This is a genomic window from Streptomyces sp. NPDC040405 (assembly GCF_055595765.1).
The window spans coordinates 246149-271844 of sequence record NZ_JBVIVI010000007.1; the positions used below are offsets into that span (position 1 = coordinate 246149).

General features: G+C 67.9%; 31 protein-coding genes and 1 tRNA gene. 27 read left to right on the forward strand and 5 right to left on the reverse strand.

Annotated elements, in window-relative coordinates:
* The first annotated feature begins 92 nt into the window (after positions 1-92).
* A complete protein-coding gene (locus tag ACZ59A_RS27895; RefSeq protein WP_470963762.1) occupies positions 93-965 on the forward strand; it encodes a bifunctional DNA primase/polymerase in 873 nt (290 codons plus the stop codon).
* Positions 966-995: 30 nt separating this feature from the next.
* On the opposite strand, the gene ACZ59A_RS27900 is transcribed toward ACZ59A_RS27895, so the two are convergent.
* Complete coding sequence (locus ACZ59A_RS27900) at positions 996-1559, reverse strand: TetR family transcriptional regulator (protein ID WP_470963765.1); 564 nt, start codon at positions 1557-1559, stop codon at positions 996-998.
* 127 nt (positions 1560-1686) lie between these two features.
* Between ACZ59A_RS27900 and ACZ59A_RS27905 the strand changes: the two genes are divergently transcribed.
* Entirely contained in the window at positions 1687-2637 is a 951-nt protein-coding gene (locus ACZ59A_RS27905; RefSeq protein ID WP_470963768.1) for an SDR family oxidoreductase, read from the forward strand.
* Positions 2638-2699: 62 nt separating this feature from the next.
* Positions 2700-3011 (forward strand): hypothetical protein, encoded by a 312-nt coding sequence (locus ACZ59A_RS27910; protein WP_470963771.1) that lies wholly within the window; start codon positions 2700-2702, stop codon positions 3009-3011.
* A 72-nt stretch (positions 3012-3083) separates the two neighbouring features.
* On the opposite strand, the gene ACZ59A_RS27915 is transcribed toward ACZ59A_RS27910, so the two are convergent.
* Together ACZ59A_RS27915 and ACZ59A_RS27920 are read right to left on the reverse strand one after the other, a co-directional pair.
* Positions 3084-3189, reverse strand: a tRNA-Ser gene (locus ACZ59A_RS27915).
* Positions 3190-3346: 157 nt separating this feature from the next.
* Complete coding sequence (locus ACZ59A_RS27920; RefSeq protein ID WP_470963774.1) at positions 3347-7135, reverse strand: NACHT domain-containing protein; 3789 nt, start codon at positions 7133-7135, stop codon at positions 3347-3349.
* Positions 7136-7485: 350 nt separating this feature from the next.
* On the opposite strand from ACZ59A_RS27920, the gene ACZ59A_RS27925 reads away from it, so the two are divergent.
* Entirely contained in the window at positions 7486-7932 is a 447-nt protein-coding gene (locus tag ACZ59A_RS27925; protein WP_470963777.1) for a GntR family transcriptional regulator, read from the forward strand.
* Between the two features lie 10 nt (positions 7933-7942).
* Positions 7943-8509, forward strand: a complete 567-nt coding sequence (locus ACZ59A_RS27930; protein ID WP_470963780.1) for an HD domain-containing protein — start codon at positions 7943-7945, stop codon at positions 8507-8509.
* Here the strand turns inward: ACZ59A_RS27930 and ACZ59A_RS27935 are convergent.
* Positions 8497-8970, reverse strand: a complete 474-nt coding sequence (locus ACZ59A_RS27935) for an NUDIX domain-containing protein (RefSeq protein ID WP_470963783.1) — start codon at positions 8968-8970, stop codon at positions 8497-8499. The genes ACZ59A_RS27930 and ACZ59A_RS27935 overlap by 13 nt on opposite strands.
* The gene (locus tag ACZ59A_RS27940; RefSeq protein ID WP_470963786.1) at positions 8967-9737 is read right to left on the reverse strand and encodes a helix-turn-helix domain-containing protein; all 771 of its coding nucleotides are present in this window, start codon (positions 9735-9737) and stop codon (positions 8967-8969) included. Before ACZ59A_RS27940 ends, ACZ59A_RS27935 begins: the two co-directional genes overlap by 4 nt.
* Positions 9738-10385: 648 nt before the next feature.
* On the opposite strand from ACZ59A_RS27940, the gene ACZ59A_RS27945 reads away from it, so the two are divergent.
* The 22 genes from ACZ59A_RS27945 (at position 10386) to ACZ59A_RS28050 (ending at position 25678) form a co-directional block, all read left to right on the forward strand.
* Positions 10386-10514: a hypothetical protein gene (locus ACZ59A_RS27945; RefSeq protein WP_470963789.1), complete on the forward strand. Its 129-nt coding sequence runs from the start codon at positions 10386-10388 to the stop codon at positions 10512-10514.
* Positions 10515-10526: 12 nt separating this feature from the next.
* Entirely contained in the window at positions 10527-10697 is a 171-nt protein-coding gene (locus ACZ59A_RS27950) for a hypothetical protein (protein WP_470963792.1), read from the forward strand.
* 116 nt (positions 10698-10813) lie between these two features.
* Positions 10814-11113 carry a hypothetical protein gene (locus ACZ59A_RS27955; protein WP_470963795.1) on the forward strand — a complete coding sequence of 100 codons (300 nt, stop codon included), beginning with the start codon at positions 10814-10816 and terminating at the stop codon, positions 11111-11113.
* On the forward strand, positions 11110-11484 hold the full coding sequence (locus ACZ59A_RS27960; protein ID WP_470963798.1) for a hypothetical protein: 375 nt from the start codon (positions 11110-11112) through the stop codon (positions 11482-11484). Before ACZ59A_RS27955 ends, ACZ59A_RS27960 begins: the two co-directional genes overlap by 4 nt.
* Positions 11481-12140 carry a GGDEF domain-containing protein gene (locus ACZ59A_RS27965; protein ID WP_470963800.1) on the forward strand — a complete coding sequence of 220 codons (660 nt, stop codon included), beginning with the start codon at positions 11481-11483 and terminating at the stop codon, positions 12138-12140. Before ACZ59A_RS27960 ends, ACZ59A_RS27965 begins: the two co-directional genes overlap by 4 nt.
* Complete coding sequence (locus tag ACZ59A_RS27970; protein WP_470963803.1) at positions 12137-12631, forward strand: hypothetical protein; 495 nt, start codon at positions 12137-12139, stop codon at positions 12629-12631. Before ACZ59A_RS27965 ends, ACZ59A_RS27970 begins: the two co-directional genes overlap by 4 nt.
* 23 nt (positions 12632-12654) lie before the next feature.
* Complete coding sequence (locus tag ACZ59A_RS27975; protein ID WP_470963806.1) at positions 12655-13122, forward strand: Pycsar system effector family protein; 468 nt, start codon at positions 12655-12657, stop codon at positions 13120-13122.
* The gene (locus tag ACZ59A_RS27980) at positions 13119-14768 is read left to right on the forward strand and encodes a DUF2637 domain-containing protein (RefSeq protein ID WP_470963809.1); all 1650 of its coding nucleotides are present in this window, start codon (positions 13119-13121) and stop codon (positions 14766-14768) included. Before ACZ59A_RS27975 ends, ACZ59A_RS27980 begins: the two co-directional genes overlap by 4 nt.
* Positions 14765-15100 carry an RRQRL motif-containing zinc-binding protein gene (locus ACZ59A_RS27985; RefSeq protein WP_470963812.1) on the forward strand — a complete coding sequence of 112 codons (336 nt, stop codon included), beginning with the start codon at positions 14765-14767 and terminating at the stop codon, positions 15098-15100. The genes ACZ59A_RS27980 and ACZ59A_RS27985 overlap by 4 nt, the downstream gene beginning before the upstream one ends.
* A 51-nt stretch (positions 15101-15151) precedes the next feature.
* A complete protein-coding gene (locus tag ACZ59A_RS27990) occupies positions 15152-15445 on the forward strand; it encodes a hypothetical protein (RefSeq protein WP_470963815.1) in 294 nt (97 codons plus the stop codon).
* Between the two features lie 132 nt (positions 15446-15577).
* On the forward strand, positions 15578-16027 hold the full coding sequence (locus tag ACZ59A_RS27995) for a hypothetical protein (RefSeq protein WP_470963818.1): 450 nt from the start codon (positions 15578-15580) through the stop codon (positions 16025-16027).
* The gene (locus tag ACZ59A_RS28000) at positions 16027-16221 is read left to right on the forward strand and encodes a hypothetical protein (RefSeq protein ID WP_470963821.1); all 195 of its coding nucleotides are present in this window, start codon (positions 16027-16029) and stop codon (positions 16219-16221) included. Before ACZ59A_RS27995 ends, ACZ59A_RS28000 begins: the two co-directional genes overlap by 1 nt.
* A 124-nt stretch (positions 16222-16345) precedes the next feature.
* On the forward strand, positions 16346-18253 hold the full coding sequence (locus ACZ59A_RS28005; protein WP_470963824.1) for a hypothetical protein: 1908 nt from the start codon (positions 16346-16348) through the stop codon (positions 18251-18253).
* A gap of 2 nt (positions 18254-18255) precedes the next feature.
* A complete protein-coding gene (locus tag ACZ59A_RS28010; RefSeq protein WP_470963827.1) occupies positions 18256-18678 on the forward strand; it encodes a hypothetical protein in 423 nt (140 codons plus the stop codon).
* Positions 18679-18748: 70 nt separating this feature from the next.
* Complete coding sequence (locus ACZ59A_RS28015) at positions 18749-19549, forward strand: hypothetical protein (protein WP_470963830.1); 801 nt, start codon at positions 18749-18751, stop codon at positions 19547-19549.
* The gene (locus ACZ59A_RS28020; protein ID WP_470963833.1) at positions 19549-20922 is read left to right on the forward strand and encodes a P-loop NTPase family protein; all 1374 of its coding nucleotides are present in this window, start codon (positions 19549-19551) and stop codon (positions 20920-20922) included. Before ACZ59A_RS28015 ends, ACZ59A_RS28020 begins: the two co-directional genes overlap by 1 nt.
* A 263-nt stretch (positions 20923-21185) precedes the next feature.
* Positions 21186-21377, forward strand: coding sequence for a hypothetical protein (locus tag ACZ59A_RS28025; protein WP_470963836.1), 192 nt, complete (start codon positions 21186-21188; stop codon positions 21375-21377).
* A gap of 42 nt (positions 21378-21419) precedes the next feature.
* Positions 21420-21746, forward strand: coding sequence for a hypothetical protein (locus ACZ59A_RS28030; RefSeq protein WP_470963839.1), 327 nt, complete (start codon positions 21420-21422; stop codon positions 21744-21746).
* A 14-nt stretch (positions 21747-21760) separates the two neighbouring features.
* Positions 21761-22243, forward strand: coding sequence for an AAA family ATPase (locus ACZ59A_RS28035; protein WP_470963842.1), 483 nt, complete (start codon positions 21761-21763; stop codon positions 22241-22243).
* 86 nt (positions 22244-22329) lie between these two features.
* Positions 22330-23232 (forward strand): bifunctional DNA primase/polymerase, encoded by a 903-nt coding sequence (locus ACZ59A_RS28040; protein ID WP_470963844.1) that lies wholly within the window; start codon positions 22330-22332, stop codon positions 23230-23232.
* 334 nt (positions 23233-23566) lie between these two features.
* Positions 23567-25105 carry a YfjI family protein gene (locus ACZ59A_RS28045; protein ID WP_470963847.1) on the forward strand — a complete coding sequence of 513 codons (1539 nt, stop codon included), beginning with the start codon at positions 23567-23569 and terminating at the stop codon, positions 25103-25105.
* Between the two features lie 339 nt (positions 25106-25444).
* Positions 25445-25678, forward strand: a complete 234-nt coding sequence (locus tag ACZ59A_RS28050; RefSeq protein ID WP_470963850.1) for a helix-turn-helix transcriptional regulator — start codon at positions 25445-25447, stop codon at positions 25676-25678.
* Positions 25679-25696 lie beyond the last annotated feature (18 nt).

Consider the following 25696-nt stretch of genomic DNA (forward strand, 5'->3'; position numbering starts at 1 on the left):
CGTTCAAACCTTCGACGCACCCCCGCGCCCCGGACCGCCCCGACGCGCCGACCCCCTTCCCCTTATCGGACCTTTGTTCGAAAATGGAAGGCATGGCGAACACTCCACTCGCCCATGCCCTTGCCGCCGCCGCCCATGGCTTCCGCGTGATCCCGCTGACCCGGGCGAAGCTGCCCGCCGTGCGCTCCCCTCACCACCACGACCCCGTCCCCCTTCCCTGCCGCGGCGCCTGCGGGCGGCTCGGCCACGGCGTCCACGACGCGTCCGCCGACCCGGCGGCGATCCGGGCGCTGTTCGCCGCCGCCCCCTGGGCCACCGGCTACGGCATCGCCTGCGGCTGCGCCCCGCACCACCTCATCGGCGTCGACCTCGACCTCAAGCACGAACCGCGCGTCGACGGCGCCGCCGCACTCGTGCGCCTGGCCCGCCGGTACGCCTTCGCCGTCCCCCGCACCGTCACCGTGCTCACCCCCGGCGGCGGGCGCCACCTGTGGCTGTGCGGGCCGCCCGGGATCGCCGTCCCCAACTCCGTCGGCCGGATCGCCCCCGGCATCGACATCCGCGGGACGGGCGGCTACCTCGTCGGCCCCGGCTCGGCCACCTCACGCGGCCGCTACCGCCTGGCGCCCGGCTCCCCCGCCTGGCGGCCCGCCCCCGCACCACCCGCGCTCCTCAGCCTGCTGCGACCCCCGGTACGTAAGCCACTGGCCCAACCGAGCAGCGGCGGAACGCCCGGGCGCGACGCCGCCCTCGTACGGTTCGTCCGCGAATCCCAGGAGGGGCGGCGCAACGACCGGCTGTTCTGGGCCGCCTGCCGGGCGTACGAGGCGGGCGCGGGGGACGAACTGGCCCCCGCCCTCGTCGAAGCAGCGCTCCACACCGGCCTGACCCGGCGCGAAGCGGAGGCCACGGTCGCCTCCGCGGCCCGCAGCACCACCGGCCACCCCTTGCCGCCGGTCGCATGACCGCCGCCCCGTGACGGCGTGAACGCGCCGCTAGCCCGCGGCCGCGGCCTTGAGGTGGTCGAGGGAGTCCCGCATGACGTCGGCCAGCTTCCGCCCGCCGGGTTCGCCGATCCAGCGCTCGTACGCGACCTTGAAGACCGCGACCCCGGCCTCGGCGCTCAGGCTCGCGGTCGGCTCCGCGACACCACGTCGCCGTAGCGCGTCGGCCACAGCGGAGGCGAGCGAGGCGAGCTTCAGCAGCTCACGCTCCTGAAGTCCGGGGTTCGCGGCGATCACGGTCTGGCGCTTCAGGGAGAACTCACGACGCTCTTCGAGTCGGGCGAAGACGACCCGGAGAGCATCGACCACCGCGTCGAGGGGAGCTACGGCGTCGGGCGTGCCGACGATGGTGTTCACGCAGGCTTCGAGCAGCTCGGTCTGACCCGAGAACAGCACTTCGCGCTTGTCGGCGAAGTGGCGGAAGAACGTGCGCTCCGTGAGGCCCGCCCGGTTGGTGATCTCCGCAACCGTCGTCTGCTCGAATCCCCGCTCGACGTAGAGCTCCAACGCCGCCCGTTCCAGCCGCTCACGCGCGCCCGGCTCCCATCGACCCATGACCCCGATCCTACGCGATGACAGTGACTGACATCACGGTGGTACGATTCCGATGACAGCGACTGACATCGTCTCGTCCGGAGACGCGCCCTGCGCCGAGGACAGGCCAACCCTGGAGGTCTCACTGATGCGTGTATTCGTCACCGGCGCGTCCGGCTTCATCGGCTCCGCCGTCGTTCCGGAGCTCATCCGCGCGGGCCACCAGGTCCTCGGTCTCGCCCGCTCCGACGCCTCGGCCGAGGCCATCGCCGCAACCGGGGCCGAGGTGCACCGCGGCAGCCTCGACGACGTCGACAGCCTGCGCGCGGGCGCCACCGCGGCCGACGGGGTCGTGCACCTCGCGTTCATCCACGACTTCTCGGACTACGAGGGCGCCATCAAGACCGACCTACGCGCCATCGAGACCTTCGGCGCCGCGCTCGAGGGAACCGATCGCCCGCTCGTCGTCGCCTCCGGCCTGCTCGGAGTCGCCCCGGGACGGGTCGCGACCGAGCGGGACCAGCCCGGCGACGCGACCGCGGGCCCCCGGGAGGCCAGCGCACAGGCGACGCTGGGCTTCGCCGCACGCGGCGTCCGTGCGTCCATCGTGCGTCTCGCCGCGTCGGTCCACGACGAGGGCGACCACGGCTTCGTCCCGCGGCTGATCGACATCGCCCGCGAGAAGGGCGTCTCCGGCTACGTAGGCGACGGATCCAACCGCTGGCCCGCCGTCCACCGCCTCGATGCCGCACGGCTGTTCCGGCTCGCCGTGGAGAAGGCCCCGGCCGGATCGGTACTGCACGGCACCGGCGAGGAGGGCGTACAGCTCCGCACCATCGCGGAGGTGATCGGCCATCACCTCAACCTGCCGGTGACCTCCCTCCCCACCGAGAAGGCCGCCGAGCACTTCGGCTGGCTGGCCCGCTTCCTCGCCGCCGACGCCCCGGCGTCCAACGCCCTGACCCGCGACCTCCTGGACTGGCACCCCACCGGCCCGGGCCTCACCGACGACCTCGCCCGCCACTACTTCACCCCCGGACCGCCTGACCCCGGCGCCTCCGCCCCACTGGAGCACCGGCAGCACTCACGCGAGCCGTGAGCGCCTGTCGAGCGACCGCCGCTAGCAATGGGTCAGGAGGCGGTCGGCGCCTCCTCCGGATCGTGTCTGAGCAGGAGGCAACGATGCGTCGCATTGGGCTTGTTGTGGCAGCGGTGACGAGTGCGGTGACCCTCGCCCTGTCGTCAGCGGGATCGGCCGTGGCCGCCGAGGGCACCTTGACCGTCGGTCTGACCAAATACACCAATCCGAGCGGCTGTTACACGACGAACGTCTGGCCCATGTTCGTGGTGAACAACACCAACCAGCCCGCCGCCGTCTTCGACCTTCCGAACTGTCAGGGGGATCAGATCGGTCAGGTCGGGCCGGACGGATCCAGGGTGTTCGAGTTCGGCACCAGCGTCTCCATCTCCTGACGCCAGCGGACACAGAAGGGGTGCCCCTCAGCTCGGGGCACCCCTTCTGACCAGCTACTTCGCTGACCTCGGCGGAGGCTGTGGGATTTGAACCCACGGTGACATCGCTGCCACGACGGTTTTCAAGACCGTTCGCTCCGTCGGGCCGCCCCCTGCCTTGACCTGCGCTTCAGCCTTCGCCCCACCGCTATAGGAGCGAACCCTGGCCACAGGTTGGCCGCGAGCCGCCGAAATTGCGCCGTGCGGCGTGGCACTCGTCTGCCCCAGCAGGCGACGAAGGCCCAACGACTGTCTGGTGTGCCGTGCGTGCTCCATTTCCGGATGGTGAAGCGCTTCTACTCGTCAAACCATTTTTGCTTATCGGCAATTTCCATAACCGGCGGAAAGCGGCGGCGAGTATCGGAACCGGCGTGAGCTGCAGCGACCAGTCGTGTTGGCATGTCCCACGAGTGCTTCATAATCTGAGGCCGCATATCCCTAATAGCTTTGAGTCCCATCCTCTCATGGTGAGGATACCTGCGCCTTGAACTAATGCCCCGTCGGACACCAGAAGAAACGAGACGAAGGCCATCGTCAATGCTAAGTCGACCAGCGATCATCTCAACGATGAGATGATCCATGAAGATCGAGCCTGCTAGCTTGTCCTTAGACCTGGATCGCAGAAATGTAACCGTCACCTTCTGGCGATCTGGCGCCGAGAGGCGACCGTGCAGTAGTGCGACGGTACGCCAATTCAAGTCTGACAGAGCAACTCCCTCAAGTGTCAGAGAACTGCGAGAGTACTTCGCATAGAATTCGGCGAGTTCACAAGCTTCAAGGACGGCCGCATACGCGGTATCGTCCAACTCCTGAATAGCACGATTGAAGGTTTTGACGAGATCTGCTAGGGAATTGGGATGCACCCACGAGAATACCGCGACAACCCATAGGCTGCGATCGATAGAGTCACCAGCACGCTCGTATTGGCCTTCCCACCAAGCGACTTGCCGCGGTCGACGCCGCGCATTCCGCAATCTATCCAGAAGCGAGCGACTCTCATCGAATAGCGAATTGGCGCCTGCACCCCTCTCGGCTGGGTCTTTGGTGGCTACCGCAACATTGGCCAGTGCGTGCTCACGCCAGGTCTTTCCAAACGTAGCGTGTATCCTGTCGAGAAATTCTCGCCAGAAGGTAAACGAAAGCGCAAATTCGGGATCGTTGATTTTTCCCGCATGCCGGAGCAAGGCGGAATACTCATCAGCGCGCTTCGCGGCTTCCGAAATTTCGAGGCCCAGATTATAAACCACAAATCGTGCGTACTCAGGACTCCGAAGTACATTAGCAAGAATCGCTGGCTCAGTCGCACCGATAACAGCAATATCAGACTTCGCATTCAGCGTCGTGAATTCACTATCCCCTACGCCGTCTAGAATCGCCGTAATGGCTTGGTGTCGCTCAGTGGACGACAAGTTTTCTAGCTTACCACCCGCCTGCAGATATGCGACAAGCCCCCAGTTAATGCCAGCAGGATCCATTGTCTGCAAGATGCTCTTAAAACGAGCAAAATCCAGATACTTGAATACTGTCAGCCAATTCCCGACAGTGAGCCAAGAAATCAATTCTTCGGGCTTCTTTTCAGTGGCCTCCCTATACCAAAGGTCGGCAATCAAAGAGTTCTCGGGCTGCTGCCGAAGTAGTTGACAAACGGCCTTAAGGGGTTCTCCGGGAGTTGCCGATTTCACAAGTGGCCAGATATGGTCCACGAGATTTTCATAGCCAGCAGATGGCGACAGCTCAAGGGAAGCACCAGCCCCGTAAGCCCCACCTGGCGAGTTCATGCTTTTAGCGGCTGCCCAACGGATTCCCGGTTTATCGAAGACGGCCTCCAAAATCCTTTTCATTGAGGCTGTCGATTGCGTGAATACCCAGTCTTGCAGCAAACAGATGGCTAGCGTCCTGGGATACACTGCATCGGCTACATCGTTCTCTTCAATGAGCCGCGCAGTCCGATCTGCTAGGTCAAGAAGCTCACCTTTGGAAAAACATCCAGCGAAGAACCTTGTCACGTTCATCCAGTAGGGATTCGGTGCGATTCCATCGAATCGGTCTGGCTTCGTGCCGGTCTGATTCCTAGTGGCTGGGGCATAGGGCGCAGTCTCGTACAAGTATTTGGCTGCAAAGTACTCCCGTAGAGGTTGCACCTCAAACTCGTACGTTCCCTCCACACGAGAGACAAGAGCAACCACCCTCTCCACCACTCCTGTCAGGAGAGAGTCGATGAGCTCGGCCACCCTACGTTGCATAGAGGGGCTACTGGCTGTTTCTCGTTCCAAGAAGGAAATGAGAACATCACGAAGTTCTTCCGTACTGATACGACCCGTCGCTCCGTTAACCTCAGCACGGGCGTGCAAATAGTAGCCAAGGTAGCGATGAATGTTTATCAGCAGTTCCCGGTTTTCGCGAACGGTTCGGTCCTTCTCGGCTTCCCGGTTAAGGAAAACATCGATGTAGGCGTCGTAGAGTTCGGTCCGCTTATCTGGGAGCGTTGACCCCCTCAAATGGGTTAGGCTGAGAAGAATTGAGAGCTGCATGGTGTTTTTAGCGAGCTCTGCCATGTGTGGGGCTCGAAGCTTCTGTTCCAGGGTGGCAAGCAGCATTGCCAGATCTGTCTCATCCAAATTGCGAGCATTAGCCCATTTCCTTGTGTATTGCATGGCTAGGCGCGGCTGGATGGCCGTGAGTGCCAAATAGAAGAATTTAGAACCGTCGAATGTCGGCGACCCCGCCACTGCTGTTGGTCGGCTAGTGATCACCAGCTTTAGATCTGGATTACGGCTTTCCAGGCGGGTGGCAGCTGCGGATACTTCATCAACCACCCGCTGCCGATCATCCAAATCGGCCACCTCATCCAGTGCGTCGAGAATGACCAATACAGCCGCTTCTTGCAGTACAAAAAGCAGGTCCGATACGTCGAACGGCACTCCTCCAGAATACCGTTCAACATGGGCAGCCAAAGCACTTTCGAGTGAACGTGGGCGCCCATGCTCGGTGCTTTCTCCTGGCGCCCAGGGGTCGATTCCCTTAAGCCAAGTGGCTAGGTCTCGAAGTTCCATTTTGAACGGCATCATCAAAGGGCTAACGGCGTCCTGCGGAGGAAGATTGGCAGCTGCTTCCGAATGCAGGATACGAGCCCGGTGAACCTGGGCAATGTACTGTGCGAAGGTCGACTTTCCCTGACCGGGAGCTCCCTCAAGTACGATCCTTGAAACTGAGGAGCCGAAGGCGTGGCTTAGTAGCAGACTGGCGGCGCCGACGGAATGTTCGGCACTTGGATCATTTCCTGTATCAAAAGTCAATACGTGAGAACCAGGCTCTTCGAAGAGGTTAATGTCGTCGAGAATGAACCCCTCATCCTCTCCTTCCTCGCGGTCTCTAAGTATCGACATGACGGAGTGGCGATAGTTGGAAATATTTCGCCTAGCTACTTTTTCAGTGATCCTGCGGGGAATCGCTGGCACGTCAATGAATAGGTCGAAGATAGGGCTGGGAGAAAGGTCCGCCTGCTTAAAGCGGACTTTTGAGTCCCGCTCACTTTGATCAGCGAAATAGGCACCCAAGGCATTCGATCGACGGCGCTTATCCTGTCCGCTCCCGGTCGTCTCCCATAGAATTCTAATTATATCGGCGCCAGATAGCAGACTGGGGTATTTCAGTTTGAGGTTGTAATTGACGTCTAGGCGTCGATCAATATCATCCCTCCACCAGCACGATGCGCTGACAGGCATCACTTTATCCATATGGGCCTGAACCTTGTCCATGCGCCCAGAATCCAAGTGCGAGGTGCCTGAAAGGTTAGTCATCAAGACGAATGATGTGGCCCCCCGATCGGCAAGCCTCTTGACTTTCTCGACTTCTCCGTTTATGGCATCAATAATCCATTTAAGAGGGTCTGCGATACCTGACGGATTACGCGCGTACTTGACCTGAAACACGATTTTTCCGTTAGCTTCCGGAGCTGTGGCATCTCTCCCTCCATCCGGCATCCCAACGGGGTAGCACTGGACGCCGGGGTACTCGCAAAGCAGTAGCGACTGGCAGAGCATCTGGAAGCGTTCGTCGAGTAGTGACTCGTAGTGGTAGTCCATGACAGCCTCCGCTCGTGCCAAACTGATCCTTCATCATATAGTGACCGGGTGCACTCCCACAGTGAAAGTCCCTCCTCCGGTGTGGGGGGAGTCACTGGCCGCGCCTCTGTCAAGCAGCCTGACCACGAGGCGCGATGGGTGTTTTGCCATGGCGAGCGGGCCGACGACTCACCTCTAGGCACCCTCAGCCTCAGCGTCTCCGCCATCGACCACACAGCGTGGGGCGCCCATGGGTTGATGGGCGCGGCGCCGTCGTCTTGGTGGAGCGTCCTCGCCCCAGTCATGGAACGCTAGGTCATGAAGCACGAAGACGTGAGCACTCATGAGCAGTGAAGAGTGGAGGAGGTCAGATGTCCGGGGCCAGCCCGCGAGGTACGTATCTCGTGATCGCGGATACTCTGCGCAAAGAGATCAGCGAGGGGCAGATTACTTCGACGCTGCCCTCTGAAGCACAACTCATGAGAGACCACAACGTATCTCGGACGACGGTCCGGCGGGCATTGGCGCTGCTGCAGGATGAGGGCCTGATCCACTCGGTGCCCGGGGCCGGGCGTACGGTAACTGGCACATCCGACCAGCGCCCGTTGGTCGAGCGCATGACGGAGCTGATCACGGCGACTCCGCTGGCGGTCGGGGACACGTATCCCTCCGAGGCACGGCTCTGCGAGGACTTCGGGGCGTCGCGGACAGCGGTGCGTCGAGCACTGGCTCAGATGGAGGGGCAAGGGCTGCTCGCCACGGCTCAGGGCAAGGGACGCATGGTCCGTGCTCTCCCGGCCTCCGCCCAGACTTCGTAGGCTTGCGGGCATGGCATTGATCGAGCGGGCGTACGCGCTCTCTGAATCGCTTCTGGCAGAACCGCTGCCGCGTCGGTGGGCGCACTCTCTGGGCGTCGCGAAGCGCGCTGCTTCCCTGCGTCCGATCCTCGGCCGCGATGCCGATCTCATGGAGGCAGCCGCGGTTCTCCACGACGTCGGGTACTCCCCGTCGATCGCCACCACCGGCTTCCACCCCCTCGACGGCGCGCGGTTCCTGCGGGACCAGGAGAACGTGGACGAGCGCATCGTTCGGCTCGTGGCCCACCACTCCTGCGCGCTCCTGGAGGCTGAGGAGCGGGGACTGCGCGAAGAGCTTGAGGGCGACTTCCCAATGGAGCGGCCCGAGCTGGTGGACGCCCTGATCTTCTGCGACATGACGACGACCCCGGACGGTGGGCACACGACGCCGACCGCGCGGCTGGACGAGATCGTGCAGCGCTACGGGCCGGACACGATCGTCGGCCGCTTCATCCAGCGCGCGGCCCCCGAGATCCACGCCGCGGCTGAGCGGGTCGAGAGTCGCATGGCCGTAGCGGAAGCAGGTCAGCCGAGGTAGGGATCGGTCCGGGAGGCATCCAGGCCGTGTGTGATGCGCAACCGCATCGACGGATGGATGTCGAGGTCATCGAGGTCCGCTGGGGAGACCCAGCGGACCTCTTTCGATTCGTCGCTCGTTCGGAGTTCGCCACCGATGGGATGGGCTCGGAAGCAGATCGAGAACTGCTGGCGGACCTCTCCGTCGTCGTACGCCATTACGTGCTGGGGGTCGGTATAGAGGCCGACGATGTTGTCCACCTCGACCGCGATGCCGGTCTCCTCCACCACTTCTCGGACCACGGTTTCGGAGACAGTTTCTCCGATGTCGTGGCCGCCTCCGGGGAGAGCCCACCGATCGTTGTCGGTCTTGTGAATGAGCAGTAGACGTCCGTCCGCGTCCTGGACCACAGCGGTAACGGACGGGACGACGGAGTTGGCTTTCGGTGCATTCGGCTCGCGGTAGTAGTCGGTCCTGCTCATGCGTGGATTCCTGCGCAATCGGTGGGTGAGGAAATCGGGCGCGCGCTCTCCCAGACACGCTCAACGCTCTCGGCGTACGTGTCGAATAGCTCGCCACCTGGCACGCGCTGGAGGTGGAGGACAGGAGCCAGATAGGCACCGACGCCGTAGACGTGGCCGTTGGCCAGCAGTTCGTTATCGGCACGGTAGATCGAGTTGTAGAGCGTGGTGCTGTGCAGCCGGAACTCCACGCCGGGGAGGCCGAAGAGGGAGCTGTAGTTCAGCAGGGCGTTACGAATTTTCCCGGCCATCGCCGGGCCGATTCCCTCGTCATCACCTCGGGTCGCGACGGCCGCGCTGTCCGGGTCGCCGAGCATGAACCGGACCGGCACTCCGGCGCTCGCCTTCTCCTTCACGACCCGGAGGAATTCCGGGTCCTCGGTGAGCCAAAAGCCGGAGTACACCAGCACGTCGAAGTGGCGGACGGCCTGGGCGAAGAGAGTCGGCCAGAGACTGTGTGGCACAGCTGAACGGTGAGGGTAGAGCTTCACGAGTTCGGCCCCACCGGCCTGTGCGACTTCCGCCATGGTGCGCTCATCGGGCCAGAGGTAGGAGACCTCGTACCGCAGCAGCGAGGCAACGGCGTACTGGAACCGGCGGTAGGGCTTGCGGTTCGGGTCGCTGATCCACCGCTCCACCGTCTTGGCCGCAACCCCCAAGCGCTCCGCGACCTGTTCGAGGGTGAAGCCGCGCTCCAAGATCGCACCTCGGAGCCGCTCGTTGGCCATTTCGTCCTCCCACGGGGCAGGGACGTCTTGGGACGACTTCGACCCTAGCGAGTCGTCCCAGAGCCGTCCATCAGCGCAGTCGTACGTCTGACTCCCTGCCAGCAACCTAGAGGCACACCAAGAGAGCGCACCCAGCTTGGCGGAACGTTTGACAGGTGAAGCGATACAGGTATTACATGTATCGCATCGCGCCGGACGGCCCCGTGAAACGGGTCGGAAGGGAGCGGCTGTGCGTTGAAAACCGAAGAAACGGCGGCCGGGGAGGCCGGAAACATCCCCGGACGTGCGGCTGGTGGCCGTCTTGGGTGACACCGGGGCGGCCGCGCTGAGCGAGCGGATCATCCCCGTACCCGAGTGCTGGGCAGACGGGCGCGACGACCGAGGCACCTAGCCGCACGCACGCCTTTAAGGGCGGCACATGGGCACCTGGAGAGGGCCTGTCTGGATGCCGCACCTGCGAGAGGCAGTCCGGGGGTGATGGCCCCACCACGACTGCCGCTCGTCATGCAGACAGGACGCCAGAACGGGCTTCGAGCCCCCTGGCTTGCCTGTCTGCTTGATGAGAGCGCAAAGCGGCCCTGCCCGGTGCTGGAACACCGAGACAGGGCCTGAGACCACATCACCTGAGTCGACAGGAGAACGGTCCTGATGAACAAGCGTATCGCCCCGCGCGGCGCCGTCACCCAGCTCACCGAGGCCGAGCGGGCGGAACTGAGCCGCAAGAACGAGGAGCAGAACAACCGCAGCAAGTCCAGCGCCAAGCTCAAGCGCAGCTGAGGGGGAAGCGCAATGGACCGCAACAGCGCACCGTCCCCCACGGTCGAGCAGCTGCAGGCTGACGCTCGCCGGGACTACCAGCAGCACAACAGCCCCGAGACGCAGGCCGCGGCCCGTGAACAGTCCGGGCAGGCCCGCACCGACGGCAACGCCGCGGGCGGCTCCTGGGGACGCCGCCACTAACCGGCCGCAGCGTCCCTCGTTCCGCACCAACACCCACCCGGGGCGGCTGGCCTCCGACCAACGACAGCCCGCCGCCCCGGACTTCCCCTGCCCATCCGACGACTTCGGAGCCTCACGTGAAGAGCTTCATCGGCCACCACCAGGTGGCCACGGACACCGACTACCTCGAACTCGCCCTCGGCACCCCGCTGGAACTGTGGCTCGGCGAGCCCGACGAGAGCGCCGAGGAGCGCGCGGCCCGCCTGGACGCGGCCCGCGACATCCTGGCCGACGACCCCGAGCTGATCGATCGCGTGACCCGGATCGCCGCCGAGGCGATCGAGACCCACGCCCCGTCGCTCCTCACCAGCGTCGGGATCCTCTCGCGCCCGGCCCGCAGCAAGGACCGCGCCGCGACGAAGGCGGTGGCCGCATGAGCGCGATCAACAACTCCGACGATCCGTCGCTGCTGGACATGATCGCCGCCGACGAGCAAGCCCTGCTCCGCACCGGCCAGGTGGCCCGGGAACTCCTGGCCCGCCACGCCGACCTTCCGCTGAAGGGGGTGCGCCTGCGATTCGACAACGAGCTGTGGTTGAACCCGCCCACCGCTGACGGTGTGCGCGCGTGGGCACGGCAGCTTGGCGCCGAGACAACCACGAACACCGACGACCCCGGCTACGGGCCCGTGTTCCGCCACACCAACGCCGAAGTCACCCTCGCCGGGATCAAGGTGCGGGTGTGGCACTGCCACATCCTCGATGACGCCGAGGTAGCCGCCTGGCGGGAGAGCGAGGGCCGGTCATGAGCCACACCCTCACCGCATTGTCCGCCGCCGCCCCGCTGGCCGCCGGATGGACCGTTCACAGCCTCTGGCAGCGCCGACTGATCGACCGCGCCGGACGCGACGCGTTGACCGGCTTGCCCCGCCGGGCCGCGTTCGAGCAGAGCACCGTCCGGATGCTGCGAAAGCCGCAGCGGGACGTGGTGGCGGTGCTGGTCATCGACCTGGACGGCTTCAAGCAGGTCAACGACGTCTATGGGCATACGGCCGGTGACACCGCGATCCGCGAGACCGGCCAGCGGCTGGCGAAGTGGGCCGAGCCGCTGGGCACCGTGGCACGGCTCGGCGGGGACGAGTTCGCTGCCGCGATCCGCTGCCCGGACGCCGAGACCCTGCGCGGGGAGCTGACGCACCTGCACCAGTGGCTGTGCTCCACGGTCACCTACGACGGACTGCCGCTGCCCCTGGGCGCCTCCATCGGCGCCTACCAGCACAGCACCGGCCAGGCCGTCGACCTGTCGGCGGCGCTGCGCGTGGCGGATGAGGCCATGTACGGGGTCAAGCAGACCGGCGGCGGCTGGGTCATCACCCGCAGCCTCACTCCCACGTGCCAGACCGTCAACGGCCGCCGCGACGGCCGCCGGGGCACCGCCCACGACATTCTTCAAGAGGACTCATGACCGGCATGCTGCCCCAGAATCCGTACATCACTGCGGTGAGCGACGCGCTCACCTCGGCCGGGCTCCCGGTCGCCGACGCCTGGACGTCGGAGGCCGAGACCTTCGGCGTGTACTGCCACCTCAACGCCGTGATCACCCTCGCCCCGGACATCACGGGCCTCGACGAGGACGAGTGGGCGCATGGGCTGATCCTCCTGTGGGAGTGGCACACCGGCCGCGAGGAGGAGTACGAGCGCGGTCCGTCCTGGCAGTGGGCCGAGCTGCTCGACCACGGCCGGAACGGAGAGCTCGACCCCCTGCCGGTGCACGGGTACGCCGCGCCCTCGGCAATCGTCACGGCGGTCCGTGCGGTGACCGAGTCGGGGAAGGCCGGGCCCCTCGTGCTCGGCGAGTGGGACCGAGCCGCCGAACTGACCGCGGCCGTTGAGCGCTGGGACGCGCCCGACGATGAGGGCCGCCCCGGCATCGCCCCCGAGGGAGGCGCGAGGTGACTCCAGACACGATGACACCCGCCGTGGCTGACGACGTCGCGATGGCTGCCGCGCTGGCGGAGGTGAAGGCGGAGATCACGCGCACCGACAGCAAGGCGTCGGTGCTGCTGGCCTTCAACGGCGCGCTGATGGCGGGGGTGTGGACCGTCACCACCAGCCTCCGCCTTCCCTCGGCGGCGCTGGCCGTGGGTGCGGTGGGCGTGAGCCTGCTGGTGGCCTCGGTCGCCGTTCTGCTGGCCGCAGCCCGCCCGAACCTGGGCGGCGCCCATCCCAAGGGCTTCCCGCTGTGGGCGACGCTGCCTGCCGATCAACTCCGCGCGGTACTGACCGGAGATGACCTGGCGGAGCACGTCACCCGCCTATCCCAGCTGGCCGTGGGCAAGTTCGCCCGGCTACAACGCGCGGTGGACTACACCCGAGCCGCCGGAGCCGCGTTCATCGCCGCCACGCTGCTCGCGGCGGTCCTGGCCATTGGGGGAGGTGCCCGATGATGACGTCCTGGCTGTCCGGCCTGTTTCCGGCCGCGCAGGGCTGGCTGTCCTGGGCCGCTCCCCTGACTGGCACCGTGCTGGTGCTCGCACTGGCAGCGTGGGCGGTAGGGCGGCTGCGCAAGTCGGTGTGGCTGTCCGGCATCGGCCCCCAGGCCGTCGTCGCCCTCGGCGGCGTTGCGGTCTCCGTCCATGGCCTGTGGGGGTTCGCCACCGGCACCGCAGGACTGCCTGCAGTGCTGGCGGTGGCGTTCATCGCCGTGTTCGACGCGGCCGAGATGACGCTGCTGGTCATGATGTACCGGGCGGCCAACCCGGATGTGGGGTGGACGCCGGAGCTGCGGCTGATGCACCGCACCGCCTGGCTCCTGGTGGGCTTCTCCGCCGCGATGAACGCCGTCCACGCCCCGAACTGGTGGGCCCGCCCGGTCCTGGCCGCCATCCCCGGCCTGGCCGCCTGGCTGATCGAACTGCAACTGCGAAGCAAGCTGCACCACGAGCGCCCCGACGAGGACGAGACGGGCGGCCGACCGGGCCCGGTCCGGCTGGTGGTGCTGCTGTGGCAGCACGCATGGGCCACGGTCTTCGCTCTGCTGGGGCTGGACGCGCGTACGTCTTCCTCGGCGATCGCCCGGGCCGCTCTCGCTCAGCGGGCCGCTCTGCGGGTCTACCGTCTGCGCCTGGCCCTGGAAGCCACAGAGGCCGTGGCCCAGCCGCGATCGATGCGTCGGTCGCGTCGGCAAGTCGAGCGGCTGCGCGGGCGAGCGCAGAAGGCGTTGGCGAAGGCCGACGTGGCGACCGACAGCGGGCAGTCGCTCGCCCTGGGGCGGCGGATGGCCGAACTGACCCGGGTGGAGGACGTAGCCCGACTCGACTACTCCGACGCGCCCGCCGTGGTGGCGTTCATGGAGGACCTGGCAGTGACTCCGGGGGTGGAGCGTCTGGAAGCCTCGACGCTCGCCGAGCAGGCGCAGAATGCGCGGGAGGAAGCCGAAGCCGCACAGCGGCGCGCGGATGCCGCGCGGGAGCGCGCGGAAGATGCCCTCAGCGCCGCGCAGCGTGACCTCGAAGCGGTCCGTGAGGAGCACGCCGAGCTGCTTGAGCAGCGGCAGGGTGTGGACGGTGCGGTGGAGGCTGCGCGGCAGCGCGCGGAGGACGCGCGGCAGGCAGAGCAGGCCGCGCGGAAGCGCGCGGACGACCTGATCACTGCCGCACAGCAGCAGGCCGACCACATCCGCACCACCGTGGACACCGAGCAGCAGCAGCTGAACAAGCTGACCATCGGCACCGACAAGCTCCAGCGGGCACACAGCGAAGCGCAGAACGCATTGCAGCTCGTCAGGGAGCAGATCGAGGAAGCTTCCGCGCTGCGGGACCGGCTGCTGAGGGACATCGCCGAGCATGCGGGCAGTGATCCCGACCCGGTGTTCAAGTCCGAGGCGAAGCAGTCCGGATGGCAGCTCTACCTCGACTCGGTCACCGCCGGAGGCGGGGGCGAGCCGAGCGCGGCGGACTTGGCCGAGCGGTGCTCGGTGGATCCGGGGAACGCGCGGAACTGGCTGCGTGACTTCCGTGCCGCGCGCGCCGCGCAGCTCACCGCGCACCAGCCGCGCGCCCTGGCCGCCGTCAACGGCGCCAACCGCTCATGACCGCCCTGCCGGTCTATCTCTGGCGTCTGGCGCCGGACGGGTTGGCCACCCGCCGTCAGCTCCGCGCGATGGACCTGCGTCCCGGCGGACAGGACGTCGTCGCCGAGCTGCAGCGGCCCCGCCGCAAGCGCGGGCCGCTGGTGGCGTACCTGTACCGCATCGACCGCGCGAAGCCGGTCCGGCCGATGACCCCGGCTCGGTGGGCGGCGCTGGCCAAGGCGAACGCCGCCCGCCGCGCCTGCCCCGGCTGCCGACGCGACGCCGGATACGTCATCCCGCCCTCGCTCGGCATGTGCGTGACCTGCGCCTACCCGCTTGGTCTCGCCGCCTGACCTGCAATCACCCGATTCACACGATGCTCGTTCATGCCTTTGGAGGCACAAGTGAAGCAGCGTCTCTTCCCCCTGCTCGTCGAGGCCATCGCCGCGGCCATGGCTGGCTACCTGGGGTACCAGCTCACCACGTACGACGTACCGCTGGCCCTCGTTGTGGCCTGCGCTCTGGCGTTGTACATCGCTTTCCGCGAGAGCCTGCACCAGGTCTCGTGGGCACGCAGGACGATCACGCACCGCTGCACGGTCCCCGGCTGCGACTTCACCGTCCAGCTGACCGACATCGACGCGGCTGAGAACCGCCGTTGGCAGGAGGTCGCTGCCGCCCACCCCAGCCACACCTGACAGTCGTCCGGCACCACCAGTGAAGGCCAGCCCAAGGCGTCTGGCTGGCCTTTGCTGCGACTGCCGGAAGCAGTCGAACCCGGAGCGGCTAAGACGCCCCGGGGCACACGCACCATCCCACGGAGGAGCCATATGGCAGAGGAGAAGTGGTCGCCTGACCTGCTCAAGACGCCGGAGGACCGGGCAGTCCACCTCGCGCAGCGGCGGGCGCAGCTCGGACCGATCATCGATGACCTGCGGCGGCTGGCCCGTGAGGTGGCCGCCGATCTCAAGGAGCGCGGGGCGCTGGAGGGTGACCTGCCGTTCCAGGCCAAGGCCCGTGCCTGGACGACTGGACGTCCGATGTTCCAGGCCGTTGACGAGCTGGAGGCGGCCATCACGCACCTGGTGGCGTTCGGCGCCCGCTACGAGCGGTCGTATGAGGAGCTGCCGGAGAAGCGGGCCAGGAAGGCGGAGAAGAAGCAGCGGGTCAAGGAGTTGAAGGCGTCCGGCGGCGCACCGCAGCTTGAGCAGCAGCGGGAGGACGAGGCCCAGCAGGCCGGTGCGGGTGGTCTCTTCGACCACCTCACGAAGGGCGCGTGATGCCTGGCAAGGACCCGGAACGCGCGAAGCGGCTCCGCGCTGAGCTGTGGGCGCCGCGGGTCAACGAGGCCGCCGACGCCCGGGCGCGGGCCATCGTCCTGTTCGACATGGCCCGCGCCAGGCTCGCCGACGATGACCCGCTCTGGCGGTCGCTGGCGTCGGAGCTGTCGCGCTACCTGGACAGCAAGCAGTGACGCTCCGCGTTCAACAACAACGGGTTCAACGAGGCGATCCGGCCTCGCACGCATAATGCGTGCGCGTCACGCGCACGCGTACGCGAGGCGGCCCGCTACGTCAAGTAGTCGAGAGGGGCGGCCGATGGCCGACGACGACCCGGGGAATGTGATCACACTCCCCGTCATCAACCTGAATCCGCCGGGGGACGACCCCCCGGCACCGGACAGCGGACTGCCGACCCTGCCGGACACCCCGCCCGCCGTGCCACCAGGGCGCATCAACCTTCCATCGCCCGACCTGGACGGCGACCAGGACGAGGACGACCCCACCCCGGGGATGGTGGCGCACGCCGCCGATGCCGGGTCCCCCGCACGGGGAAACGCCTCCATGGCCATGGTGGCCATGGCCGGTATCGCCGTGGCGGCCCTGCGCGGAGCCTGGAACGTGGCCGCGTACCTCACGGCCCGGCGCGAGCACCAACAGGCCGTGGCCGAGAAGGCGCGGCAGGAAGCCGACAAGGGCCGGGCAGACGTGGACAAGGCCAAGGCGGAAGCCGACACGGCCCGCCGTAAGGCCCGTATCCAAAGCGGCCCGGAGTACGGCCGCAACGCCACCAAGGGCGGCACCAAACCGGGGCCCTTGTCGTCCCGTACGGCGTCGGCCGTTCCGGCCAAGCCTCACCCCAAGGCAGGGCACCCCCATGCGGCCACCAAGGCCGATGCGGCAAAGAGCAGGACGCCCGACGTCAAGCGGGCCGCCGACGCGCGCAGGGAAGCGCGGAAGGACGCCGCTCGCACGGGCGGCAAGAAACCACCCGGGCCGTCCTCCTCGGTGGGCGCCAGGAAGGACCTGGGCACGCTCGGGAAGATGGCCCTGGCGCGCCAGGGCCGGAAGAACGACGACGCCAATGCGGCCCGGAAGGCTGATGCCGACCGCCGTAAGGCCGATCGGGCCAGCGCCCGGAAGCAAGCCGAGAAGGACACCGACGCCAAGCGGGCCCGGAAGGCTGCCAAGGACAAGGCCCGGAAGGACCGGAACGGCACGCCGGACGGCTCGAAGAAGCGCGGCAGGGGAGGGCCGCACTCGCCCGGCAAGGCCGGGAAGGACGACAGCGCATCGAAGGTCGATCTCACCAAGAATCCCAAGGGCGGCGAGGGCAAGGTCGATCCGCCGAAGGTCAACCTGTCGAAGGGCCCCGGGAAGCCGGGACCGTCCTCGTCGCACACGCCCGGCGGTAAGCCGGGCAGCAGGCCGTGGAGGGGCCGAACCAAGACGAACAGCACAAAGCAGGGCACAAAGCAGGGCACAAAGCAGCGCCGGAAGGGGCGTCAGACTCCGCCAACTGGCAAGCCGGGCGCCTCGGGTGGCCACGGCCGTAAGCGCGGCCCACGTGGCGGCCCGCGCCCGCAGGATGCGCCCCGAGCTGACGGCGAGTGGTTGCGTCCTCCGCCCGGCTGGAAGGTCGGCTACTCCACCGTCATCACGCGGCCGGACCGCGAGAGGCCCAAGCCGCAGCCCGCGGCCATCGGCCGGGGACGCCCAGGTCTGCCCGCCGGAACATCCCCGGCCGCCACAGGGGCCGGTACCACTGCCGGGCCGACCGGTCCGGCGTCAGCGCCACAGAAGGGAGCGCGGCCCATGGGCGGAGCGCCAGCCGTGCGGACCACGCAGTTCACGGACGCCGAGCTGACGGTCTATGACGTCATCGACTCGGACGAGGACATGGCCGAGGAGATCCTGGCGGGCGCCGAGCACGCCAAGGTGGTCGCCGACCGATGCGAGCAGCTGACCTCCACCCTGGAGTCCCTGCGCGCTGAGCTGATCGGCAAGAAGGTCCCCGGCGTCCTGGTCGGCTGGACGGCGCGGCTGATCGAACGGGCCGGGGTCGTCCAGGGCAAGGCGGAGGGCCTGGCCGCAGCGCTCCCCCGGGCCTCCGAGGCCATCGCGGCCGCGGGCCAGCATGCGGCTGCCGCCGACAAGCACCGCGCCGACGCGGTCAAGGACGCCGGACACGTCGCTCCGGCCGAGCGCGAATACCACCAGGAGTAGCCATGAGCGAGATCGAACCGGCAGGCGTCGGCGGCCGTATCGCGGACGTGATCGGCGACGGGGTGACCTTCACCATCGTCACCGTGAGGCTCGCGTCCGCGTCCGTCTCCATGGCGTCCCTGTCCCAGGCCGTCAGGGGCGCCTACAACTACGTCGAAGGGTGCGCCAAGTCGGTTGACCGGCTGGCCGACACCGCCGCCTCGCTCCACGTGGACGCCGACGTGATCGCCGCGCACCGCGACGCGGCGGCCGTCATGCGCTCCGTGCTGGCCGAGGCCGAGGAGCTGGCGAACGAGGCGGCCGAGATGTCCGGCGACTTCCGCCAGGCCGCCGACGGCCATGAGGCCGATTACGGTCCGGTCGCTGCCGCCATGCAGACCGGCGACGCCGACGTCGCCGACCGGACCTACTACAGCAACCGATAGACCGCAGCGCGATGAGGGGCGGCCCGCCGAACGGGCCGCCCCTTCGCGCGCCCTCTACAGCCAGGAGGTCATGATGCCGCCGCGCACCTACATCGACACCGCACGGGACCGCATCGGCCGCGTGGCCACCGCGGCCGGGGCCGCCACCCTCACCGCAGGACTCTTCACCGACGCGGTGACGCACCCGGGCTTGACCGCCGCCGTCGGCACGGCGCTGCTCGGAGTGGGTTTCTCCCCCCGCCTCATGGCCGCGCACGAGAAGGTCAAGCTCGCCGCCATGATGGTCTACGCCTCGCCGCACGCGGGCATGGCTGGGATCCTCGTCGCTGAGCGGGTCGCCACCGGTGGTGTGGCTCGCCTGGTGGAGGCAGGCACCGTCGCCGCTTGGTCGGCCGGTGTCTGGTGGATCCGCCCCGCGGCTCTGGCCAAGCGCATCGCCAAGCCCTGGCCCGCCACCGAGCAGCTGCAGGAGACGGTGCCCGCCGCCGTCGTCGCCGACGAGGCGTCGGCGACGACGGCGGCCCGCTGGTGGGCGGAGAACGTGGCCCGTGAAGGCGGCATCGCCCCTGGCACACGGCTGATCGCCACCCAGCGGATCGATGCGGACCGCGCGGCGGCCGTTATCGCTGCGACGACACCTGGCGAGCCCGTACCGGAGATCAGCATCACGCGGCTGTCCGCGCTGATGGACCGCCCCGAGGAACTGATCTCGATTGACCCGATCCCCGGCCGGGGCGCGGGCCTGCGCATGCTGACCGTCGGCAAGAAGCGCGAGGCATCCGGCGACACCTGGACCGAGATCGCTCGCTCCGCGCTGCCGGGCGTGGAGCTGGTAGAGGCGAACACGTACGAACTCAAAGAACTGCGCTGATGGCATCTGTCAAGGAATATGTGCTCAAGACTCCCCCGGGGGGAGTGAAGAACATCGACCACGACGCGCTGTGCGACCTGCTCAAGATCGATGACCCCTCGCGGGTCATCTTCGAGCAGGCCCGAGGGGAAGCGGTCGTCAGGGTCTTTCCGACCCACCCCCTGACGAACATGCGCTCGGCGGCTGTCGCTGACCTGACGATGGACTCGCGCGGCCGGATCACCGTCGGTGCGTACTACGACGGATCGCCCCTGCGAATCCGGCTGTTCGACCCGAAGACCGGCAACGCCCAGCGGATGGCGATCTTCGGCACCACCGGGGCCGGGAAGTCGCGGGCGCTGCAATCGGTCCTGGCGGCCTGCAAGCGCTCCGGCATCGTCGTGCACCTGGCGGACCTCAAGGAGGGTCAGAGCGTCCCCGAGGCGGCCGGGAAGGTCGCCACCAGGGTCACGACGCAGAAGGGCGCCATCCGGCTTCTGCGCCGCCTGGTCCGCGAGGCCGAGCGACGCATGAAGGCGTACGGCGAGATGGGCCGTTCCGGCTTCATCCTCGGCGATCCCGACCCGCTGATGTACGGCGTCATCGACGAGGCCAACCGCCTACTGGAGAAAGGGGCGCCGTACCGCGACGAGGCCGCCGGACTCATCAAGGAGCTGGGCCGCACCGGCCGCAGCGTCGGCGTCGGCATCATCCTGGCCGCGCAGGCCGGTCACCTTGAGGAGATGGGCGGAAGCGACACCCTGCGCGGCATGCTCAAGGAAGGAGAGGTGATCCTGCTGCGCTGGTCGTCCGCGATGATGGCCCAGCTCGTCTCCGACGGCCTGCTCCCCCGGGGCGAATCGCTCCAGCCGATCCCCAAAATCGTCGGCCAGGTCCGCCGCATCCGCCGGTGGAACGAGGCCGCCGACGAGGACGAGGACGAACCCAACTCGCAAGGCATGTGCTACCACCTGACCTCGTCGCGGCCGACGAGCATGGCGCGCTTCTTCCTCGTCGGCTCCATCGCACCGTGCCGCGGCCACGACCCCGTCATCCTCGCGCTGTACGGCGACGGGCCGCCCCCGGGCAAGCCGCTCGACCTGGACGACGGGCCAGATCCCGAAGGGGCCGCTCCTGGGGGCGCTCCAGCACCACCGGGCGCGGCGTCCGTACCGGCCACGGCGGAGGCCGTGCCGCCAGGGCCGGTGACGCTGGCGGACCGGATCACCGCTGCCCTGTCCGGCGGCCCGCTGTCCGAGGCCGACCTCCTCACGGCCGTCAACGCCGACGGCCACAAGCAGATCAAACGCGGATCGCTCCGCACCCGCATCTCCGACCTCCGCAGGGACGGCGTGATCGGGCCGCCGCACGACGGCCTGGTGACGCTGTCGTAGTCGCCCGCCATGCTTTCTCCAAGGGAGGAGACAGCATGGACTTCGACTTCGAATGCTGGGACTGCGGCGCAGACTGCGTTGTCTACGGCAAGCCAGCAGGCTTTTGGACAGAGCAGTACCGGCTACCCAGCGAATGGGACTGCTGGAACTGCGGCGCCACAAACATCACCCCTGACTAACCCCAATACCACCCCAGCCACGAAGGCCCCGGAGGCAAAGCCTCCGGGGCCTTCGCCTGCTCTGTCACGTTCAAAGGAGCTGCCGTGATCGTCTCCCTGTCCACCGTGCTCGTCCTCGGCGCCGTCCTGGCCCTCATGCTCCGCAACCGCGCCCTCGGCACCGGCGGCGCCACGGTCGCTGCCCTGTTCGGCTTCTGCCTCGCCTCCACCGGCGCGGCTCCCACGATCAACGACGCCCTGCAGTCCCTCGCGGACTCGCTGAGCCGCATCGGCTGAACACGCCTCGCCCTCCCGCACCAACCGGCCTCGGAGGCAGCAATGCATCAGCACGACCCGCGCACCAACATCCCCGGGGACCTCGCCCCGCACATACCCACCGACGTCTACCAGCGTGCGCAGGCCACCGGACAGCCCATCGTCATCGTCGTCAACGGCACCGACCAGACCGGCTTCCCGTGGCGGCGCGTCTTGATCCCGTTCGCGATCGCCGGGGCGGTCGTCGCCGGGGGCTGGGGACTGGCCGCCGCCCTGTGCTGGCTGATGGACGTCGCCGCCCACACCGCAACAGCCATCGCCGGGGCCGTCGCCGGACCCATCGGGGTCGGCGGCATCACCCTCAAGCTCTTCCACTCCAAGAACAAGTAAGGAGCCCCAATCCCATGGAAACTCCGTACCTCCCTGGAAGCCTCATCGTCCTGGTCGGCCCGCCCGGCGCGGGCAAGTCCACCTATGCCCGGCGCCACTTCCCGACCGGCCGTCTGTGCCTGGACGGCTTCAGGGAGATGGCGACTGACAATGCCGCCGACCAGTCGGCCACACCCACCGCAGCCCAGATCCAGAACCTCCTGCTGGAGGCCCGACTCGCACGCGGCCTGACCACCGTCGTGGACAGCACCAACGTGCTGCCCCACGTCCGCGCCGGACTCCTGGCCCGCGCCCGCTACTACCAGCGCCCCGCCATGGCGGTCCTCTTCGAACTGCCGCTGGCCATCTGCCAGGCACGCAACACCGCCCGCGCCCGCCAGGTCCCGCAGCACGTGGTGCGCGAGCTGCACCAGATGACCCCGACGGCCGAGCAGCTGGCCGCCGAGGGATTCACCAACGTCCGCACCATCCGGCGCTGCGAACCCGCCCGCCGTTGACGCCCGGGGCGGCGGCCTCCGACCAAGGACAGCCCGCCGCCCCGGCTTCCCCTGCCCATCCACAACGGAACAGGAGAACCACCAGCATGCCCGAACCCGCTCCGATCCGGCGAGACCGCCCCGCCCCCGACCTCCTGCGAAGCGCGCTCGACCTGGCCAAGGCCGGTGTGCCGGTGCTGCCGCTCCGCCAGGGCAAGGTGCCTTTCGGGAACTGCCGCGCCTGCGCGGACCAGACCTGCGGCGGCCGACCCAACATGAAGACCGCAGGCCCGTGCCAGTGCCCCGCCGTCTGCCACGGCTGGGCCGCCGCCACGACCGACCCCATCGTGATGACCTCCCACGCATGGGACCCGAAGTGGCGCCAGGCCGTGGCCGTCGCCTACCACCCCGCCGGGGCCGAGCTGACCGTCGTAGACCTGGACAACCCCCGTGCCGTCGAGTGGGCGCGCCTGACCCTCCCGGCCACTCGGACCGTGCCGACGACGCGCGGCGAGCACTGGATCTACCAGGGGACGATGCCCTCGGCCAACGACGTCCGGCCCGGTGTGGACGTCAAGTCCCGTATGGCGTACGCACGCTGGCTCGGCCCCGGCACCGGCACGATGTCCGAACTGCCTTCCGCCGTCCGCGCCCTAGTGGTGAGGGAAGAGACCACTCCCGCCCGCGGAGCCGTGGTCTCTTCGTCCCTCAGCCGAGCCGAGTGGGACCGGACCGTGGCCACCGGGTGCAGGCACACCGAACAGTACGTGCGCACCGGTCTGGCACGGGGTTTGGCCATGGTGCGCAGCCACAAGGAATCGGGCGCCGGATCACAGGCGTTCGGGGTGGCCCGGTTCTTGGGAGCCCAACACGCGAAGTGCCCCGGACCCTGCGGCTTGGACGTCATCGGGGGCCAGATCATCGCCGCCGCTGTCTCCGTCGGCGTCCCCGAGGCGTACGCGGAACGAGCCGTCGCCAACGGACTCAACGGCGCAGGAGCGGCCACGTGACCTCCCGTCCCGACAGCAACGGACGGCGGCCTCAGGGCGCCGTACAGGCCCCGGCCGAGACGGCCGTAGGCGCGCCTGAAGACGCCGCCCGTCAGGGCGTCCTTTCTGTCTCTTGCCCTGACGGGCAGCAGGGAGATGGTCGGCACCCGGTTGCGTGGCTCCACGTCACCGCACCGCCGGACTGGCAGGCCGTGCCCACCGCCACCTCGAAATGCTCCTGCGGCCGGGACCGCAGCGCGGTCGGCAGGCGCCGAGTGCTCGCCCTGATCGCCGACCACGAAGCCCACAAGAATGCCTGCCCGCTCCGGATGTCCCAGGAAGGGGCGACCGCCGCATGACACCCGACACCGACCTGTGGGCGGGCTTCGACCCGCTGGCGGCCGAGGCCGTCACCGGGCCCGTCTGGGACGAGCCCGTACCCCTGACCCCGCACCGGACGCTCCCGGAGTTCCCCGTGGACGCTCTGCCCGTGTGGCTGGCCGACATGGTGACCGCCGTCGCAGAGGAGACCCAGACCCCGGCCGACCTGGCCGGATGCCTGGCCCTGTCCGTCATCGCCACAGCGGCTGGCGGCCGGGCCACGGTCTGTGTGCGGGGACGCTGGCGCGAGCCGGTCAACCTCTACACCGCCGTCGCCCTGGACCCCGGCAACCGCAAGTCCGCAGTCTTCGCCCTGATGACCGAGCCCCTGATGGCAGTGGAGAAGACCCTGGTGGAACTCTCCGGGCCAGCCCGCGCCGAGGCCGAGACCACCGCGCGCCTGGCCAAGGCCGCCGCCGACAAGGCCGCTGCCAAAGCCGCGAACGCCGAGCCGGGCCTGCGTGACCAGCTCACCGCCGAGGCCGTCGAACTCGCGCAGGCCGCCGAGGACATCAAGGTCCCCTGCAAGCCGCAGCTGGTAGCCGATGACGTGACGCCGGAGAACTTGGCCACCCTCCTTGCCGAGCAGGAGGGCCGCATCTCGGTCCTCTCGCCGGAGGGCGGGATCTTCGACATCATCGCCGGACGCTACAGCGGCACCCCGAACATGGAGGTCTTCCTCAAGGGCCACGCCGGGGACATGGTGCGGGTCAACCGGCAGGGCCGCGATGCCCAGCACATCGAGCATCCCGCCGTCACCATGGGGCTGGCCGTTCAGCCCGAAGTGCTGGAGTCCATCGGCCAGATCAAGGGGGCGGACGGCCGCGGGCTGCTCGCCCGCTTCCTGTACGCCCAGCCCGAATCCCTCGTCGGCCGCCGCAACCTCACGCCCGACCTCATCCCTGACGACGTGGCCGACGCGTACGCCCAGCGGCTCGGTGGGCTGGCGCTGGCCATGGCCGGATGGATTGACCCCGCCGTTCTCACGCTGACGCCTGAGGCGGACCAGGTGATGCTCGCCTACCAGAAGGTCACCGAGTCCAGGATCGGCAAGGGCGGCTCCCTGTCCGGCATCGTGAAGTGGGCCAGCAAGCGCGACGGAGCCGTAGCCCGCATCGCCGGACTGCTCCACCTGGCCTCCCACCCCGATCACGGATGGGCCCGGCCCATCGAGGCCGCGACGCTGGCCGCCGCAACGCGCCTCGGGGACTACTTCACCGTCCACGCTCAGGACGTCTTCGACTCCATGGGCGCCGACCCTGCCCAGGAAGCAGGCCACCAGGTCCTCACCCATATCACCGACGCCCGCCTCACCGGCTTCACCAAACGCGACCTCTTCCGCGGCCTGCCCCGAGGCGACTTCCCCGCCATCGCCGACCTCGACCCTGCCCTGGCACTGCTGGAGGAACACGGATGGGTTCGGCAGCAGCCCCAACCGCCGCGCTCCGGACGGGGCGGCCGACCACCCTCCCCGCGCTACGACGCCCACCCGCGCCTCACCCGAGGCGCCTGACACAACCCTCGCCGGACCGACAGAACTGACAGAACCCCGCCCAGCAACCTCTGACCTGTGAAAACTGTCGGACCGGTGGCTGTGACAAAACCTCCGGAAACTCTGACAGAACCCCAACCGCTCGGCGGGCCCCTCCGTGACAGAACCCCCTGCCAGGAGGTTCTGTCAGAGTTTTCGCGAGTTCTGTCACGACGGCACATCATCCCGAAGCGGCAGGTCAAAGGGCTGGTGCCCAGGTTCTGTCAGTTCTGTCACCGATCTCAGGGCAGCGGCCCCCGACCAAGGACAGCCCGCCGCCCTGTTCGCCCATCCCGACACCACTCCAACAGGAGGACCCCTGTGCGCAAGAGCACTAGGAGCACGACCGCGACGTCGGCCGCCGCCAAGAACGGCAACCAGCGACTCAAGCTCCCCGAGGTACTGAAGGAGATCGCCATGTCCCGGTCGGCCTTCTACCGGATGAGGGCCAAGGGCAAGGCGCCCAAGTGCACCAAGCTCCCAAACGGGCAGCTCAGGGTCCGCCGCGCTGACCTCGACGCCTGGTGGGAGGCGAACGAGGAAGCGTCCGTCTGACCCAATCCGTTCGAAGGG

What these genes read in the sequence shown, in the direction of transcription:
- ACZ59A_RS28015 (WP_470963830.1), top strand. Translation starts at nt 18,749, where the DNA reads ATGATGCCGCCGCGCACCTACATCGACACCGCACGGGACCGCATCGGC.
- ACZ59A_RS27920 (WP_470963774.1), bottom strand. Translation starts at nt 7,135, where the DNA reads ATGGACTACCACTACGAGTCACTACTCGACGAACGCTTCCAGATGCTC.
- ACZ59A_RS27905 (WP_470963768.1), top strand. Translation starts at nt 1,687, where the DNA reads ATGCGTGTATTCGTCACCGGCGCGTCCGGCTTCATCGGCTCCGCCGTC.
- ACZ59A_RS27965 (WP_470963800.1), top strand. Translation starts at nt 11,481, where the DNA reads ATGAGCCACACCCTCACCGCATTGTCCGCCGCCGCCCCGCTGGCCGCC.
- ACZ59A_RS28045 (WP_470963847.1), top strand. Translation starts at nt 23,567, where the DNA reads ATGACACCCGACACCGACCTGTGGGCGGGCTTCGACCCGCTGGCGGCC.
- ACZ59A_RS27980 (WP_470963809.1), top strand. Translation starts at nt 13,119, where the DNA reads ATGATGACGTCCTGGCTGTCCGGCCTGTTTCCGGCCGCGCAGGGCTGG.
- ACZ59A_RS27930 (WP_470963780.1), top strand. Translation starts at nt 7,943, where the DNA reads ATGGCATTGATCGAGCGGGCGTACGCGCTCTCTGAATCGCTTCTGGCA.
- ACZ59A_RS27960 (WP_470963798.1), top strand. Translation starts at nt 11,110, where the DNA reads ATGAGCGCGATCAACAACTCCGACGATCCGTCGCTGCTGGACATGATC.
- ACZ59A_RS27945 (WP_470963789.1), top strand. Translation starts at nt 10,386, where the DNA reads ATGAACAAGCGTATCGCCCCGCGCGGCGCCGTCACCCAGCTCACCGAG.
- ACZ59A_RS28010 (WP_470963827.1), top strand. Translation starts at nt 18,256, where the DNA reads ATGAGCGAGATCGAACCGGCAGGCGTCGGCGGCCGTATCGCGGACGTG.
- ACZ59A_RS28035 (WP_470963842.1), top strand. Translation starts at nt 21,761, where the DNA reads ATGGAAACTCCGTACCTCCCTGGAAGCCTCATCGTCCTGGTCGGCCCG.
- ACZ59A_RS28000 (WP_470963821.1), top strand. Translation starts at nt 16,027, where the DNA reads ATGCCTGGCAAGGACCCGGAACGCGCGAAGCGGCTCCGCGCTGAGCTG.
- ACZ59A_RS27895 (WP_470963762.1), top strand. Translation starts at nt 93, where the DNA reads ATGGCGAACACTCCACTCGCCCATGCCCTTGCCGCCGCCGCCCATGGC.
- ACZ59A_RS28020 (WP_470963833.1), top strand. Translation starts at nt 19,549, where the DNA reads ATGGCATCTGTCAAGGAATATGTGCTCAAGACTCCCCCGGGGGGAGTG.
- ACZ59A_RS27900 (WP_470963765.1), bottom strand. Translation starts at nt 1,559, where the DNA reads ATGGGTCGATGGGAGCCGGGCGCGCGTGAGCGGCTGGAACGGGCGGCG.
- ACZ59A_RS27940 (WP_470963786.1), bottom strand. Translation starts at nt 9,737, where the DNA reads ATGGCCAACGAGCGGCTCCGAGGTGCGATCTTGGAGCGCGGCTTCACC.
- ACZ59A_RS27970 (WP_470963803.1), top strand. Translation starts at nt 12,137, where the DNA reads ATGACCGGCATGCTGCCCCAGAATCCGTACATCACTGCGGTGAGCGAC.
- ACZ59A_RS27925 (WP_470963777.1), top strand. Translation starts at nt 7,486, where the DNA reads ATGTCCGGGGCCAGCCCGCGAGGTACGTATCTCGTGATCGCGGATACT.
- ACZ59A_RS28030 (WP_470963839.1), top strand. Translation starts at nt 21,420, where the DNA reads ATGCATCAGCACGACCCGCGCACCAACATCCCCGGGGACCTCGCCCCG.
- ACZ59A_RS27935 (WP_470963783.1), bottom strand. Translation starts at nt 8,970, where the DNA reads ATGAGCAGGACCGACTACTACCGCGAGCCGAATGCACCGAAAGCCAAC.
- ACZ59A_RS27995 (WP_470963818.1), top strand. Translation starts at nt 15,578, where the DNA reads ATGGCAGAGGAGAAGTGGTCGCCTGACCTGCTCAAGACGCCGGAGGAC.
- ACZ59A_RS28040 (WP_470963844.1), top strand. Translation starts at nt 22,330, where the DNA reads ATGCCCGAACCCGCTCCGATCCGGCGAGACCGCCCCGCCCCCGACCTC.
- ACZ59A_RS28005 (WP_470963824.1), top strand. Translation starts at nt 16,346, where the DNA reads ATGGCCGACGACGACCCGGGGAATGTGATCACACTCCCCGTCATCAAC.
- ACZ59A_RS27985 (WP_470963812.1), top strand. Translation starts at nt 14,765, where the DNA reads ATGACCGCCCTGCCGGTCTATCTCTGGCGTCTGGCGCCGGACGGGTTG.
- ACZ59A_RS27950 (WP_470963792.1), top strand. Translation starts at nt 10,527, where the DNA reads ATGGACCGCAACAGCGCACCGTCCCCCACGGTCGAGCAGCTGCAGGCT.